This is a genomic window from Streptomyces sp. LaBMicrA B280 (assembly GCF_049222185.1).
Classification (GTDB): domain Bacteria; phylum Actinomycetota; class Actinomycetes; order Streptomycetales; family Streptomycetaceae; genus Streptomyces; species Streptomyces murinus.
This window is the reverse complement of the sequence record NZ_JBMJCT010000058.1, coordinates 151,434-165,116: the sequence shown is the minus strand read 5'-3', so window position 1 is coordinate 165,116 and position 13,683 is coordinate 151,434. Positions and strand designations below refer to the sequence as shown.

11 protein-coding genes and 1 pseudogene are annotated in these 13,683 nt (G+C 73.2%); 4 read left to right on the top strand and 8 right to left on the bottom strand.

Features of this window, described 5'->3' with window-relative positions:
- Nucleotides 1-9: 9 nt before the first annotated feature.
- From ACLF5H_RS32280 to ACLF5H_RS32270, 3 genes are all read right to left on the bottom strand, one after another.
- Nucleotides 10-1,458 (bottom strand): glucose-6-phosphate dehydrogenase, encoded by a 1,449-nt coding sequence (locus ACLF5H_RS32280; protein WP_421679561.1) that lies wholly within the window; start codon nucleotides 1,456-1,458, stop codon nucleotides 10-12.
- A complete protein-coding gene (locus ACLF5H_RS32275) occupies nucleotides 1,455-3,284 on the bottom strand; it encodes a glycoside hydrolase family 15 protein (RefSeq protein ID WP_421679560.1) in 1,830 nt (609 codons plus the stop codon). Before ACLF5H_RS32275 ends, ACLF5H_RS32280 begins: the two co-directional genes overlap by 4 nt.
- Nucleotides 3,285-3,375: 91 nt before the next feature.
- Nucleotides 3,376-4,431 carry an NAD(P)-dependent alcohol dehydrogenase gene (locus tag ACLF5H_RS32270; RefSeq protein ID WP_421679559.1) on the bottom strand — a complete coding sequence of 352 codons (1,056 nt, stop codon included), beginning with the start codon at nucleotides 4,429-4,431 and terminating at the stop codon, nucleotides 3,376-3,378.
- Between the two features lie 263 nt (nucleotides 4,432-4,694).
- Here ACLF5H_RS32270 and ACLF5H_RS32265 point away from each other — a divergent pair, with 263 nt between their 5' ends.
- Together ACLF5H_RS32265 and ACLF5H_RS32260 are read left to right on the top strand one after the other, a co-directional pair.
- Nucleotides 4,695-5,744, top strand: coding sequence for a lactonase family protein (locus ACLF5H_RS32265; RefSeq protein WP_421679558.1), 1,050 nt, complete (start codon nucleotides 4,695-4,697; stop codon nucleotides 5,742-5,744).
- A 53-nt stretch (nucleotides 5,745-5,797) separates the two neighbouring features.
- Nucleotides 5,798-6,256, top strand: a complete 459-nt coding sequence (locus ACLF5H_RS32260; protein WP_421679557.1) for a universal stress protein — start codon at nucleotides 5,798-5,800, stop codon at nucleotides 6,254-6,256.
- A 51-nt stretch (nucleotides 6,257-6,307) separates the two neighbouring features.
- Here the strand turns inward: ACLF5H_RS32260 and ACLF5H_RS32255 are convergent, their stop codons facing one another.
- From ACLF5H_RS32255 to ACLF5H_RS32245, 3 genes are all read right to left on the bottom strand, one after another.
- Nucleotides 6,308-6,745, bottom strand: a complete 438-nt coding sequence (locus ACLF5H_RS32255; RefSeq protein ID WP_421679556.1) for a glutaredoxin domain-containing protein — start codon at nucleotides 6,743-6,745, stop codon at nucleotides 6,308-6,310.
- Between the two features lie 143 nt (nucleotides 6,746-6,888).
- Nucleotides 6,889-7,980 carry a DUF5954 family protein gene (locus ACLF5H_RS32250; RefSeq protein ID WP_421679555.1) on the bottom strand — a complete coding sequence of 364 codons (1,092 nt, stop codon included), beginning with the start codon at nucleotides 7,978-7,980 and terminating at the stop codon, nucleotides 6,889-6,891.
- A gap of 189 nt (nucleotides 7,981-8,169) precedes the next feature.
- The gene (locus ACLF5H_RS32245) at nucleotides 8,170-9,330 is read right to left on the bottom strand and encodes a DUF3103 family protein (protein WP_421679554.1); all 1,161 of its coding nucleotides are present in this window, start codon (nucleotides 9,328-9,330) and stop codon (nucleotides 8,170-8,172) included.
- On the opposite strand from ACLF5H_RS32245, the pseudogene ACLF5H_RS32240 reads away from it, so the two are divergent.
- A pseudogene (locus ACLF5H_RS32240) lies at nucleotides 9,272-9,433 on the top strand (hypothetical protein); the annotation flags it as partial. The gene ACLF5H_RS32245 and the pseudogene ACLF5H_RS32240 overlap by 59 nt on opposite strands.
- A 264-nt stretch (nucleotides 9,434-9,697) precedes the next feature.
- On the opposite strand, the gene ACLF5H_RS32235 reads toward ACLF5H_RS32240, so the two are convergent.
- Both ACLF5H_RS32235 and ACLF5H_RS32230 read right to left on the bottom strand, forming a co-directional pair.
- Entirely contained in the window at nucleotides 9,698-10,390 is a 693-nt protein-coding gene (locus ACLF5H_RS32235) for a hypothetical protein (RefSeq protein WP_421679553.1), read from the bottom strand.
- Nucleotides 10,391-10,420: 30 nt separating this feature from the next.
- Complete coding sequence (locus tag ACLF5H_RS32230; protein WP_421679552.1) at nucleotides 10,421-11,650, bottom strand: PucR family transcriptional regulator; 1,230 nt, start codon at nucleotides 11,648-11,650, stop codon at nucleotides 10,421-10,423.
- A gap of 125 nt (nucleotides 11,651-11,775) precedes the next feature.
- On the opposite strand from ACLF5H_RS32230, the gene ACLF5H_RS32225 reads away from it, so the two are divergent.
- Nucleotides 11,776-13,284 (top strand): flavin-containing monooxygenase, encoded by a 1,509-nt coding sequence (locus tag ACLF5H_RS32225; RefSeq protein ID WP_421679551.1) that lies wholly within the window; start codon nucleotides 11,776-11,778, stop codon nucleotides 13,282-13,284.
- Nucleotides 13,285-13,683: the final 399 nt, after the last annotated feature.

The window sequence follows — 13,683 nt, the reverse complement described above, 5'->3', positions numbered from 1 at the left end:
CCATGCTCCTCACGACCGCCCGTCGTCCGCCGCCGTACCCAGGACCGTCTCCTCGTGCAGCAGGGCCTCCCTGGTCACCGGGCCGGGCCCGTACGCGTGCCGGGGCGCCGGTCCGTCCGAGCCCGCCGGGTACTCCTCCAGCGGGACGAGGTCCCGCTCCCACGCCGTGAGCACCGGGGTGAGCACCCGCCACGCCTCCTCCGCCTCGTCACCGCGGATCGACAGGGCCGGATCGCCCCGCAGCACGTCCAGCAACAGCCGTCCGTAGGCGGGCAGTTCGGCGGGCTCCAGCTCGGCCGTCAGCTCCAGCTCGGCGAGATGCCCGGCCCGCGCGCCGGTGCCCATCAGATCCAGGGTCAGGCCCTCCGGTTCCAGACCGAAGCGCAGCACATTGGGCTCCACCTCCCCGGTGTGCCCGAACGGCAGATGCGGCACCTGCCGGAACCGCACCGCCACCTCCTTGCGGTCCCCCCGCAGCCCCTTGCCGCTGCGCAGCCGGAACGTCGTGCCCGCCCAGCGCCAGTTGTCCAGCTCCAGCTCCACCTCGGCGAAGGTCTCGGTGCCGCGCCCGGGGTCCACGCCCTCCTCGTCGGCGTACGAGGGCACGTCGCGGTCCCCGATCCGGCCCGCGGCGTAGCGGGCGCGCCGGGTGCGGTGCACCACGTCGTACTCGGTCAGCAGCCGCACGGAGCGCAGCACATCGACCTTGCGGTCCCGCAGGTCCCGTTCGCCGAGGGTGACCGGCGGCTCCATGGCGACCAGGCAGAGCACCTGGAGCAGATGGTTCTGCACCATGTCCTTCAGGGCGCCGACCCGGTCGTAGTAACCGGCCCGGCCCTCCAGCGCGAGGCTCTCGTCCCAGACGATCTCCACCTCGGCGATATGGGTGCTGTTCCACAGGGGTTCCAGCACCCGGTTGGCGAGCCTGCTGCCCAGCACGTTCTGCACCGTGGTCATGGCCAGGAAGTGATCCACCCGGAACACCGCCTGCTCCGGCACCAGTTCGGCCAGCCGCGCGTTCAACTCGCGTGCGCTGTCCAGGTCTTCGCCGAACGGCTTCTCCAGTACGATCCTGCTCCCGGCCGGCAGTCCCGCCGAGCGCAGCGCGGAGACCACCCGGGGGAAGAGCGAGGGCGGCAGCGCCAGATACAGCGCCACGGGCTCGGCACCGCCGACGAGCGCCCGGACGTCCTCCTGGTCGGTGACATCGGCCCGCTGGTAGTGCGCCGACTCCACGACCGCCCGCCGGGCCCCGGCCGGAAGGCCGTCGCCCTGCCGGTCGAGCCAGTCGCCGATCCACTCCCGGAACCCCTGTGTGGTCAGTTCCTCGCGGCTCGCCCCGGTCAGCCGGAACCCCTCGCCGAGGTGCCCCGCGGCGTGCAGGGCGGCGAGCGCCGGCATGAGGAAGCGCCCGCTGAGATCCCCCGTCGCACCCAGGACGACCAGACGCTCGATCATCCGCGGCTCGCCGCCGTCGCCCGCTGGAGGTTCACGCCGCTCGCGATGATGCCGATATGGCTGAACGCCTGGGGGAAGTTGCCCATGAACTCTCCTGTGGTGGGGTGGATCTGCTCCGACAGCAGCCCGACCGTGCTGGCCCGCGCGCACAGGGACGCGTACAGCTCCCCGGCCTCCTCCAGGCGGCCCTGCCCGACCAGGTTGTCGACCAGCCAGAAGCTGCACAGCACGAACGCGCCCTCGTCACCCGCCAGTCCGTCCGGGGCCTCGTCGTGCAGATAGCGGTACAGCAGCCCGCCCCCGGCCGAGAGCCGCTGTGCGACGGCCTCCGCCGTGGCCACCATCCGCGGATGACCGGCCGGTACGACCTCACGCGTCGGCAGCGCCAGCAGGCTCGCGTCGAGGACACCGCCGCCGGACAGATGGGCGCTGAGGCTGCCCGACGTCTCGTCCCAGGACTCCTCCAGGATGGTGCGGCGCACCTTCTCGGCCGCCGCCCGCCACTGGTCGATCCGGCCGGGCAGGCCGTGCCGCTCCCCGATGCGCACGGCGCGGTCCAGGGCCACCTGGCACATCCCGGCTGAGTAGGTGAACGCCCGTCCCTCGCTGCGCACTTCCCAGATCCCCTGGTCGGGCTGGCGCCAGGCCCGCTCCGCCGCGTCGGCGAGTCCGGCCAGGCCCGCCCACAGCGCCGGCTGGATCTCCCCGCCCGAGAGCAGCCACTGGTCGGCGCAGTCGAGGATCTCGCCGTAGACGTCGTGCTGGCGCTGGTCGGTCGCCCCGTTGCCCCAGCGCACCGGGGCGGAACCGCGATAGCCCGCCAGCTCGCCGTCCTCCACCTCGTCCGGCACCGTGGCGCCCTGGAGGGTGTACATGATGCGCGGCTGCCGGCTGTGCTCGAAGGCGTCGAGGACCCAGCCGAGGAAGGAGTCGGCCTCGCCGTCGAAGCCGATGCGGCGCAGCGCGAACACGGCGTACGCCGCGTCCCGGATCCAGGTGTAGCGGTAGTCCCAGTTGCGGATGCCGCCGATCGGCGCGGGCAGCGAGGAGGTGGGCGCGGCCACCAGCGAACCGCTGCCCCAGTCGTCGCACATCTTCAGGGTGAGCGCGGCCCGTCGGACCAGGGCCGCCTGCGGACCGGCGTAGTCGCAGTGCCGCATCCAGCGGTGCCAGGCGTCGGCGGTGCCCTTGAGCATGGCGTCGGTGTCGAAGCGGTGGTGCCGGTGGAAGCGCCCCCAGGACAGCACCAGGTCGAGGCGGTCGCCCTGCCGGAGGTCGTGGGTGCTGCGCAGAGCGGTCAGGGGGCGGTTGGCGCGCAGATGCAGGCGCAGGCCCGGCTGCCGGTGGGGCCGTACCTCAAGACCGCTGAACAGCGCCTGCGCCTGCCCGCCGCCGCGCGGCTCCAGTTCGGCCCGCAGCCGTACGTGCCCGTCCAGGACGACGGCCGAGCGCACGAGTTCCGCCCGCCCGGCCGGCATGTCGTCGGTGAGGTCGGCGCCGGATCTGAGGGCGAGCGCGTCGGTGAGCCGCACCAGGCCGGTGCGCGAGCGCAGTTCGGTGACCAGCACCCCGGTGTCGGGCTGATAGTGCTGCCTGGCCTCCACCAGATCCTCGGGCGCCACGGTGAAGTGGCCGCCGCGCGCGTGGTCGAGGAGTTGGCAGAAGACGGCGTCCGAGTCGAAGCGGGGCAGGCACATCCAGGGGATGGAGCCGTCCAGGCCGACCAGCGCCGCCGTGGTGCCGTCGCCGATCAGGCCGAGGTCCTCCAGCGGGAGGTGGCCGTCCCGTCGGCGGACGGGCCGGAAGGGCGGATCGGGATCGTACATGCGGCCTCGCTCCTCGGACCTTCTCGGACCTGCTGTGAGCCGAACCGTGCTCCGGACGGTGCTCCGAACCGTGCTGCCGGACCGGGCCGCCTCACTCGTCGAAGGAGACCAGCACCTTCACGGTGTCCTCCAGCTTCTTGTCCGACACCTCGAAGGCCCGCTCCATCTCGCTGAAGGGGAAGCGGTGGGTGGTCAGCCGGGTCGGGTCGACGCGCTTGTTCCGCAGCACCCGCAGCAGCCGCTCCATGCGGAGCCGCCCGCCGGGGCACAGGCCGGTCGCGATCGTCTTGTCGGCCATGCCGACGCCCCATTCGACGCGCGGGATGTGCACGAACTCGCCCTGGCCGAAATAGCCGATGACGGAGATCGTGCCGCCCGGCTTGGTCACCTTGACCGCGGTCTGGAAGGTGACGTCCGCGCCGAGTGCCTCGATGGCGGTGTCCACGCCCTGCCCGTCGGTCAGTTCGTGGATCCGCTCGACGACGTCCTCCTTGGCGAAGTCCACGATCACGTCCGCGCCGTAGAACCGGGCGAGTTCCTGCCGGCTGGGCACCGACTCCACGCCGATGACGAGGCCCGCGCCCCGCAGCCGCGCCCCGGCCGTGGCCATCAGTCCGACCGGGCCCTGCGCCAGCACCGCCACGGTGCCGCCGATCGGGATGTCGCCGTGCTCGGCGCCCATGAAGCCGGTGGACAGCATGTCGGCGCAGTAGACCGCCACGTCGTCGGGGATGTCGTCGGGAATCCGCGCCAGGTTGGCGTCCGCGCCGCTGACATGGAAGTACTCGGCGAACACGCCGTCCTTGAGATTGGCGAACTTGAAGCCGCCGAGCGCTCCGCCGGACTGCGAGGGGTAGCCGTTCTGCGCGGCGAGGTCGCCCCAGTCGGGGGTGATGGCCCCGGCCAGCACCCGGTCGCCGGGCCGGAAGTCCCTGACCTCACCGCCCACCGCGTGCACCACGCCGACGCCCTCGTGACCGAGGGTCAGATTCGTCCGGGGGCCGATGCCGCCCTGCACGGTGTGCGAGTCGGAGGTGCAGATCAGCGCCTTGGTCGTGCGCACCACGGCGTCGGTGGGCCCCGGTTCGGGAACGGGCTTGTCCATGAAGCCGACGCTCCCGATCTCCTTCATCACGAATGCCTTCACCGGCTTCCGCCCTCCTGTCGGACGCCCGACCTCGCCTCACCGTATGGATCCCGCACCGCTTCCGGCGGCGGCCGGTGGCGGGCCCCGCACACCGCGATCACCGTCTCACGAGGCTCTGGGGAGCGCGCGGCGACCGGCGGCGGTGTTGATGCGTTCCGGTGAAAACGGGGCCACGTCGGGCGCCGGATCCGCCGTGCTCCGGCGCGGCGGCCGCATCGTGGTGACTCCGTCGTGCTGTGCGCGGGGCGGAGGGCGGAGGGTTCATGTCCGGCAGTGCCGCAGGGCGCGCCTTCATCGGTTCGTTCACGTCGGCGGGTGGGCCGGGGATCGTCGTGGCCGACATCGATCCGCGCACCGGGGCGCTGACCTGGGCGGGCGCCGTGAAGTCCGTCGCCGACCCGTCGTACCTCGCCGTCGGCCACGGGGAGGCGGGCCCGGTCCTCTACGCGGTCTCCGAGACGGTCGCGGGCGCGGTGGCCGCCTACGACGCCACCGGGGCGATGCCCCGCCCGCTCGGCGAGCCGGTGCGGGTCGGCGGCGACGAACCGACCCATCTCGCCCTGGCCCAGGGGTATCTGCTGACCGCCAACTACGGCTCGGGCAGTGTCAGCGCGCTGCCGCTGACCGCCGAGGGCGTGCCGCTGCCGCCGAGCGCGGTGCTGCACCACGAGGGCTCGGGACCGCACCCGGAACGCCAGCGGTCCCCGCACGCCCATCAGATCGTCCCCGATCCGTCGGGCCGCTGGGTGCTCGGCGTGGACCTCGGCACCGACTCCGTGCGGATCTGCGCACTGGACGAGCGCACGGGCGCACTGCGCCCGCACGGCGCGACCGCGCTGCCGCCGGGCACCGGACCCCGGCATCTCGCCTTCCACCCCGCGGGCGACCACGCCTACGTCCTCGGGGAACTCCGGCCGACGGTGACCGTGTGCCGCTGGGACGCCGCCGCCGGGGAGCTGCGCACGGTCGGTGAGACCCCGCTCTTCCCGGACGGCACGGATGTCCCGGTGCAGCCCTCGGCCCCGGTGGTGGCGGCGGACGGCCGGTATCTGTGGGCGGCGGTGCGCGGCACCGACACCGTGGCCGTCCTCGCCCTCGACGCCTCGGGCGAACGGGCGGCACTGGTGACGGCCGTGCCGTGCGGTGGCCGCTGGCCGCGCGACCTGGTGCTCGATCCGGCGGGCCGGCACCTGTACGTGGCCAACGAGCGCTCGGGCGAGGTGACCTGGCTCGACCTCGACACCGCGACCGGCGTCCCCAGCCCCGCCGGATCGCTGCCCGTGCCCGCCGCCAGCAGCGTTGCCTTCGGCTGAGGGCACTTCGTACGAGTCCGTACGACGACGAGGGAAGAGAACGAGGGAAGAGGATGGCCGAGCGACAGGGCGAGAGAGAACGCATCGTGGTCGGGGTGGACGGCTCGGAGGGCTCCAAGCAGGCCCTCAACTGGGCGGTGCGCCAGGCGGAACTCACCGGCGGCTGGGTGGAGGCGGTGATCGCCTGGGACGTCCCGCAGTTCCACGGCGCCCTCGGCTGGATGCCGCCCTCCAGCTCCGACGAGGCCGCCCTGGAGGGACGGGCCCAGAGCGAGGTGACCTCCGCGGTGGAGGAGGCCGTCGCGGCACACCCCACGGTGCAGGTCAGCACGGTGGCGCGCTACGGCACCCCCGCCAGTGTCCTCCTCGAAGCCTCCCGCGACGCCGCGCTGCTCGTGGTCGGCAGCCGGGGCCTCGGCGGCTTCAAGGGACTGCTCCTCGGCTCGGTCGCCCAGCACTGCGTCCAGCACGCCCACTGCCCGGTCCTCGTCCTCAGGGGGCAGGAGGAGTGAGGCGGGACGGGGCACCCGGGAGGCCAGTGGGCCACCGTCGGCGTGTTCCGCTCAGGCCGAGGGGAAGAGCTGGTCACGGACCCACGCGGGGTCGGGGTTGACGTACGGGCGGCCCGACACGACCACGGTCGGCACGGTCTCGTCGCCGCCGTTGGCCGCCCGTACCGCCGCCGCGCCGTCGGGGTCGCGCCAGATGTCGACCCAGTGGAGCCGGCGGGCGCCACGGCCCAGGCGCAGCCGCAGACGGAGGCAGTAGGTGCAGCCGGGACGCCAGTAGACGATGGGCCGGCCGTCGGTCTCACTGCGCCGTGCGGCTTCCGACGCGCTGATCGAACGCGGGTAGACCAAGGGGGAGTTCAGAGCGGCGAGGAGGACGAACACCGCCACGACGGCCACGCCGACGCCGGGGTCGCCCACCCGGAACGGCCCGGTCGCCGCGACGGCTCCGCAGAGCACCAGCAGAATCGGCAGGGTCCAAGGGCGCCTCATGGTGACGCAGACTATCCGCAGGGGGGAGGGGCGGGCGCGGCCTCTTCCGCGCCGCGGGGGGACGGCCCGAGGGGGCGGGCGGTGAACCTCGCTCGGATCCCGGATCCCGGATCCCGGCCCTCCCGGCACCCAGCCCCCGCCCGTCAGCCCTCGCCCCCCTCCTCGTCGTCGCGATGCACGACACCGTCCTCGTCGAGCCGCGGGTGGATGCGCTCGGGGCCGTGGTCGCTGGTGTCGGACGGGCGCGGGCCCTCGGGGCCGTCGGGCCCCCAGCGCAGCATGCGGCGGGTGCGGATGATCCGGTACGTGATGTCGAGGACCTCCAACTGGTTGACCCGGCCGGAGCGCAGCCGCTCGGAGGCCTCGGCGTAGGCGAACAGCACCGGGTCGGCGCCGGGGTCGGCGGCCGTCACGGTGCGGGCGTCGACGAGCCGGTCGGCCTCCACGGGGATCAGGCCGCGGGTGCGCGGTTCGAGCCAGGTCAGGTAGAAGTCCAGCGATTTACGGGCGCCGAGCGCGGTGGTGTGCGGACGGCTCGCGGGTTCCCAGCCCTTGCCGTCGCGTTCCGCGACCGTGAACGTGGTCGGCAGCAGGACGACGTCCGGGTGGGTCTTCCGGGCCCGGCGGGACTCGCGCAGCACGGCGTCGGGGAAGCGGGAGCCGACGTACACGAAGTCGCGCAGCGCCAGCCGCTCGGTGGCCCCTGCCGGGGTGAGGGGCGCGTCCGGGTCCAGGACCAGACCGGCGTCGACCTCGGGCTCCCGGCTGCCGTGGCTCCAGTCGGGGGAGAGGGGCTCCGGATCGGTCGGGCGCGGCAGTTCGATACCGCCCGCGCCGGAGCCGGCCCACTCCTCGGCGCGCACGATCCGGTAGCGCGTGTCCAGCACGGTGAGTTCGTCGACGGGCTCGGTCTCCAGCCGGGCGACCGCCGCGAGCAGGGCACGGCGCTCCGCCCTGTCCTTGGCCTCGTCCTTGGCGCGGAACCACAGCCGGGAGTACAGGCTGTCGCGTGAGATCTGCGGGAAGGGAGCGGTGATCGAGGTCACCGCCCGCCAGCGCTGCCCGTCCTCGGCGCGCTGGGCGACCACTCCGAACAGGGGCCCGCGCACGGCGACTTCGCCCGCGCTGAGCACGGCGTCGAGGGCGTCGGCCTCCATGGCGGCCTCGACCGGCTCCACCGGAACGCGCACGACCACCGGCCGAACCCCGTCCGGACTGACATTCCCAAGGTCCATGCCCCCATCCTGCCGAGCGGACGGTACGGCCAGCGCGGTTTTTGGTGAAATACCGCTCCCCGTGCGGAAAACCAGCCATCCGTGGGGGATCGGCCGCCGCGAAGTGACGGACCCCGGTCGCGTCGGCAGGGCCTGCCGGGAACTCCCCTCCCCGCAGGCCCCCTTCGGCCCCCGTTCGACGCCCGCCCGTCAGAACTGCTCGACGAAGTACGGCTCGACGGTCATCCAGCCGTTGCCCCGGGCCCCGTAATACGTGCCCTGGTTGCTCTGGGCCAGCGTGTACCAGGAGTCCACGTAGTCGGGGTCGTCGGTCCACCAGTCGTCCGGGATGGCGTCCAGGATCGCGTTCACCAGCGGGATGTAGGTGCCCTGGTCGGTGATGGTGAGCAGCGCCGTCGCGATCGCCTTGGCGAGGTCCCGGTAGTTGGTGCTGCCGTCCTCCTCCATCATCACGGCGTCGGCCAGGTTGTACTTGTAGTTCGACCAGTTGACCAGGATCTGGTTGGGCTTGTAGACGGTGCCGTCGTAGTCGAGGTACGGCATGTCCACGGGGTCGACACGGACCTTGCCGTCCTGGCCGAAGCCGCTGACCAGGGTGTAGATCTCGGCGGCGCCCTTGATCCAGGGCTCCTCGTCGTCGGACAGCTCGACCGCCGTGATCTTCGTGGTCCAGTAGCCCGCGGTGGCCGCGGCCTTCGGCGTGGCCGCGGTGCGCGCGGTGTCCACCGCGACGGGCGCCGCCGACCGCACACCGTCCTTGACCAGTTCCGCGCGCAGGACGTCCATTCCGGCCGCCAGCGCCTTGGAGCTGTCGACGTCGACGACGTACACCGGGTGCGCGGGGGTGGTACGGGCGTCCAGCCGGTGGGCGCGGCCCCGGTTGTCGTAGGCGGTCACGGTGGTGGCGTCGTCGTCCGAGACGGCCGCGGCCACCCAGGGGGCGGTGCCGGCCGCCAGCGCGGCGCGCATCGACGTGTCCCCGAGGCGCAGCTGGAGCAGCGGGCCGGTCTTCGCGTCCAGGCCCTTGGCCTGGGCGATCTGCCGGTCGGCGGCGGTGAGTTGGGACTTCAGCGTGCCGTCGGCGCGCTGGGTGACGGGCACCTCGTGCGCGTTCAGGGCGGCCGTGCGCAGCCGTGTGTTCCAGGAGGCGTCGCCGAGCGAACGCGCGATGGCGCGGGCTGCCCGGTCCTGGGCGGAGGTGACGGCGGACGCGGTGGCCGAGTGGGCGTGCGCGGCGCGGGCCGCCGCCGGGGCGGGGGCCGGGAGATCGGAAGAGCGTCGTGTAGGGGAAGTCGTGGACGGGGTGTGCGCGGAGGCCGACGGGCTGGAGATCGACGAGTCGCTGCTCACCGGTGAGGCCGACCCGGTGGTCAAGCGGCCAGGCGATCCGGTGATGTCCGGCAGCTTCGTGGCCGCGGCGGCGGTGAGGGTGCCGCGTCTTCGGGTGGGGCGAGGTCTCACGAGGATCGATCCTCCGGGTGGGGAGTGGTCGGTGACACGTGGTCGGGAGGTGGTGCCGGAACGGGGCCCGCAGAGGGTCTATGCGGGTAGATGATTCCCTCGTAATAATGACGGGGGCATGACACTCCGCACAAGGTTTTCACAGGCTGAACAGATGAACTTCCTTGCCGTACAAGCAATGTGATGAGACGTCAGGCAAGGCGATGGCTGCCTGGGCCTTGGCCTGCGGGCGTGGTCGGGCGGTCCTGCGGGTGGGTCAGCGGATCGGCCGCAGCATTTCGGCGCGGACCCGGAGGGTCTGCCGGGCGGCGTCCTCCAGGTCGACGTACGACGTGGTCATGTAGGCGACACGGGCCACGGTGTTGCCGTCGGCCCAGGCGCAGGCGGGGTAGGTGAGCGCCTGTCCGTCGGCCCAACTGCGGCTCAGGTACTCACAGCTGACCCCGGCGGGGGAGGCGGCCGGGGTGAGGTCCCTGGGCGGGGCGACCACTTTCACGGTGCTGGTCGTGGAGCCGCGCTCGGCGAGCAGACGGGCGCGCAGCGAGGCGGTGTTCCTGAACCGGCCGTACAGGCCGGTCACCACCACATCGTCGTAGTCGGCGCCCTTCAGTCGGTACGACGCGACGACGCCGCGTGCGGCTTCGGCGTCCAGGCTGAGCCGCCAGCTCCGCGCCATGGTCCGGCCGGCGGTCGCGGAGTCGTTCCGGCGCAGCTCGTACCGGCCGTCGAGCAGCGTGCGGGGAACCGTCAGCGTGGACGTGGCCCGTGGGAAACTCCGGTCGAAGACCTTCCCGGACAGCGCGACCGCCGCCAGGATCGCCACGATCAGCAGCAGGGCCCCGCCGATGGCCGCCGCCACGAGGGCGGCCGGTCTCTTCCGCGGCGGGGGCAGGGGCGGTGCGCCCCAGGGGTCGAGGGGCGCCGACCGCGGCGCCGAAGGCATGGACACGCCAGAAAGATACTCGATGTGATCATGGAGTCACGCGCGCCGGCCGGTGGAGCCGCGCCAGTGCCGGATCTCCAGCGCCGCCGCGACGTCGAGCGGATGCTCGGCGAGGGGGCGGGGGAGCAGCCGGTCGGCGCGGCTGAGGCGGCGCAGCAGGGTGTTGCGGTGGGTGAACAGCCGGGTGGCGGCCCGCGAGGCGTTGCACTGCTCGGCCAGGAAGGCGCGGACCGCGTCGGTGAGGTCGTCCGGGGCGTGCTCCAGATCCCCGAGGGTGCGCTGGACGAAGCGGTCGGCGCGCTCCAGGTCCTGGGAGAGCAGGGCGACGAGTTCGACCTCGTCGTGCGAGGCGAGGCGCTGGGCGGAGGCGAGCCGGGCGAGCATCCGCTGGGTGGTGAGGGCGTCCAGGTGGCTGCGGCGGAAGCCGTTGACGCCCAGCGCCGGTGACCCGAGCGCGACCCGCACCGCGGGCAGCCGGTCGAGCCCGGCCCGCACCCGGTCGGTGTCCGGCCGCCCGGTGAGCCACACCCAGCGGGTGGCGTCGCTCGCCATGACGCTGAGCAGGTGCGCGGGACCCGCCGCGGCGGCCAGAAGGTCGGCGGCGCGGTCGAGTTGGCGCAGCTCCGCCTCGGGGACGTCGGTCCAGACGACGGCGGCGGTATGGGTGGCGTCCAGCGGATAGCCGAGGCGGCCCTCGGCGCGCTGACGGGTCATGGGCGCGCCGTCCAGGAGCAGCGCGACGGTCTCCCGGCGCTCGGCGTGGGTGCCGCTGGTCAGCTCGGTCAGCTCGGTGTTCATGCGCGCGGACACGGCCGCGACGGTCCGGTCGACGAAGTCGGAGATGGAGCGCAGGGACACATCGAGCAGCTCGGCGAGTTCCTCGTGGTCGCCGGTGAGCGAGCAGGCGATGCGCGTCCACACGCGCACGGCCACGCTTTCGCCCGCGCGATAGGAGTCGAGCGCGGGCTCGGCCAGCCCGCGGCGCACGATGTCCCGGGCGATGGCGCGGGTCGCCTCGCTCTCATGGGCGGGCACGGGCGCGCCCGGCGCGTTGATGTTGGCGGCGGCCCAGTGCAGCAGATTGGCCCGGTTGGCCCGCCGGATGCCGGCCGAGAGCACCGGATCGTCGGCGATCGGCTTGCGCGGCTCACCGGCCAGGGTCGCCGCGTCCAGCTCGGCCAGCCACTCGGGCCGGGGGGTGAGGGCGATCTCGGCGCCCTGCCGGATCAGCTTCCGGATCCGGGGCGACGGCGGACTCCACGACATGGCAGGCAACGTAGCAGTGCACCATGCACAAGTGGAGGGCGAATCCTGGTGCGAACTGCCTCTAGGCGTGGGCCGTGTTCCTTCCGACCATGGAGCGATCCACCGCCGCTGTGAGGGAGCCGCCCATGTCCTGCGAAACCGACGCGCCCGCCGTCGAACACCTGGACGTCCTGATCGTCGGCGCCGGGATATCCGGCATCGGCGCCGGCCACCATCTGAGGACCGGGCTGCCGGACAAGAGCTTCGCGATCCTGGAGGCGCGCGCCGACCTCGGCGGCACCTGGGACCTGTTCCGCTACCCCGGCATCCGGTCGGACTCCGATCTGCACACCTTCGGCTACGAGTTCAAGCCGTGGCGGGACGCGGAGTCGATAGCCGACGCGCCGCAGATCCTCGCCTATCTGCGGGAGACCGTGCGCGAGAACCGCCTGGAGTCCCGCATCCGCTACCACCACAAGGTGCTCGGCGCCTCCTGGTCGAGCGAACGGGCGCGCTGGACGGTCGAGATCGAGCGCACGGACACCGGCGAGCGGACGACGCTGACCTGCGGCTGGTTCTTCTGCGCGATGGGCTACTACCGTTACGACGCCGGGTTCACCCCGCACTTCGAGGGGCGGGAACGTTTCCGCGGGGCGATCGTGCACCCCCAGCAGTGGCCCGAGGACCTCGATCACGCGGGCAAGCGCGTCGTGGTCATCGGCAGCGGCGCCACGGCGGTCACCCTCGTGCCGTCGCTGGCCCGCACCGCCGCCCGGGTGACGATGGTCCAGCGCACCCCCTCGTACATCATGCCGGTGCCCCGCAAGGACCTGATCGCCAACGCGCTGCGCGGGCTCCTCGGCGACCGTCGGGGATACGCGCTCGCCCGGCGCAAGAACATCGCCCGGCAGCGCGCCGTCTGGTCCTTCTGCAAGCGGCACCCGAAGGCGGCGCGCCGGATCATCCGCTGGGTCAACACCCGGCAACTGCCCGCGGGCTACCCTGTCGACGAGCACTTCAGCCCGCCGTACGACCCCTGGGACCAGCGGCTGTGCGCGACCCCGGACGGCGACCTCTTCAAGGCCATCAGGAACGGCAGCGCCTCGATCGTGACCGACCGGATCAGCACCTTCACCGAGCAGGGCGTCCTGCTGCGGTCGGGCCGGGAGATCGAGGCCGACATCATCGTCACCGCCACCGGACTGAACGTGCGGGCGCTGGGCGGCATCCCGCTGACCGTCGACGGAGCCGCCGTACAACTGCCCGACACCATCGCCTACAAGGGCATGATGCTCTCCGGCGTCCCCAACCTCGCCTACGCCATCGGCTACACCAACTCCTCCTGGACCCTGAAGGTCGGCCTGCTGTGCGAGCACTTCTGCCGCCTGCTGGCCCACATGAGCACGCACGGCTACGACAGCTGCCGCCCCGAACCGGCCGACCCCGCCATGCCGACCCGGCCGTTCCTCGACTTCGAGGCCGGTTACATCCGGCGCGCCGTCGACCAACTGCCCCGGCAGGGCGACCGGATGCCCTGGCTGACCTCCACCGGCTACACCGACGACGTCCGGCTGCTGCGCTCCGAGGACGTCACCGATCCCGAACTGCGCTTCGCCCGGGTCGCCGCCACCGAGCACCGCGCGGCGGCCCGATGAGCGACACCGAGGACCACTTCCCCACCAGCCGGCCGCGGCCGACGGCGGACGCCTTCACCGGCAGCGGCTCGGCGCGGGAGCGGGTCCGGGACCGCGCGGTGGGGGAACGCGGCCGGGACGCCGAGGGCGTCGCCCGCCGGCTCGGCGCCGTCCGGGCATCCGGCGACCGCGCCGCCGGACTGCGCCGGATCACCGCACCCACCGCGGTCGCGCACGGCACCCGGAACCCCCTGGCGCACCCGAGCGGCGGCCGCGCCACCGACGTCCCCGGCGCCCGGCACGCGGAGACCACCGGCACGGGCCACCCTCCCGCCCCCGGGCCCTCGATCGCCTCGTCGGACCGGCCACCCGCCTCGCCCGCGGCCAAGGCGCCCCCGTCACCCGCACCCGGACAGAGGA

What these genes read in the sequence shown, in the direction of transcription:
- ACLF5H_RS32280 (WP_421679561.1), bottom strand. Translation starts at nt 1,458, where the DNA reads ATGATCGAGCGTCTGGTCGTCCTGGGTGCGACGGGGGATCTCAGCGGG.
- ACLF5H_RS32275 (WP_421679560.1), bottom strand. Translation starts at nt 3,284, where the DNA reads ATGTACGATCCCGATCCGCCCTTCCGGCCCGTCCGCCGACGGGACGGC.
- ACLF5H_RS32265 (WP_421679558.1), top strand. Translation starts at nt 4,695, where the DNA reads ATGTCCGGCAGTGCCGCAGGGCGCGCCTTCATCGGTTCGTTCACGTCG.
- ACLF5H_RS32260 (WP_421679557.1), top strand. Translation starts at nt 5,798, where the DNA reads ATGGCCGAGCGACAGGGCGAGAGAGAACGCATCGTGGTCGGGGTGGAC.
- ACLF5H_RS32255 (WP_421679556.1), bottom strand. Translation starts at nt 6,745, where the DNA reads ATGAGGCGCCCTTGGACCCTGCCGATTCTGCTGGTGCTCTGCGGAGCC.
- ACLF5H_RS32250 (WP_421679555.1), bottom strand. Translation starts at nt 7,980, where the DNA reads ATGGACCTTGGGAATGTCAGTCCGGACGGGGTTCGGCCGGTGGTCGTG.
- ACLF5H_RS32230 (WP_421679552.1), bottom strand. Translation starts at nt 11,650, where the DNA reads ATGTCGTGGAGTCCGCCGTCGCCCCGGATCCGGAAGCTGATCCGGCAG.
- ACLF5H_RS32225 (WP_421679551.1), top strand. Translation starts at nt 11,776, where the DNA reads ATGTCCTGCGAAACCGACGCGCCCGCCGTCGAACACCTGGACGTCCTG.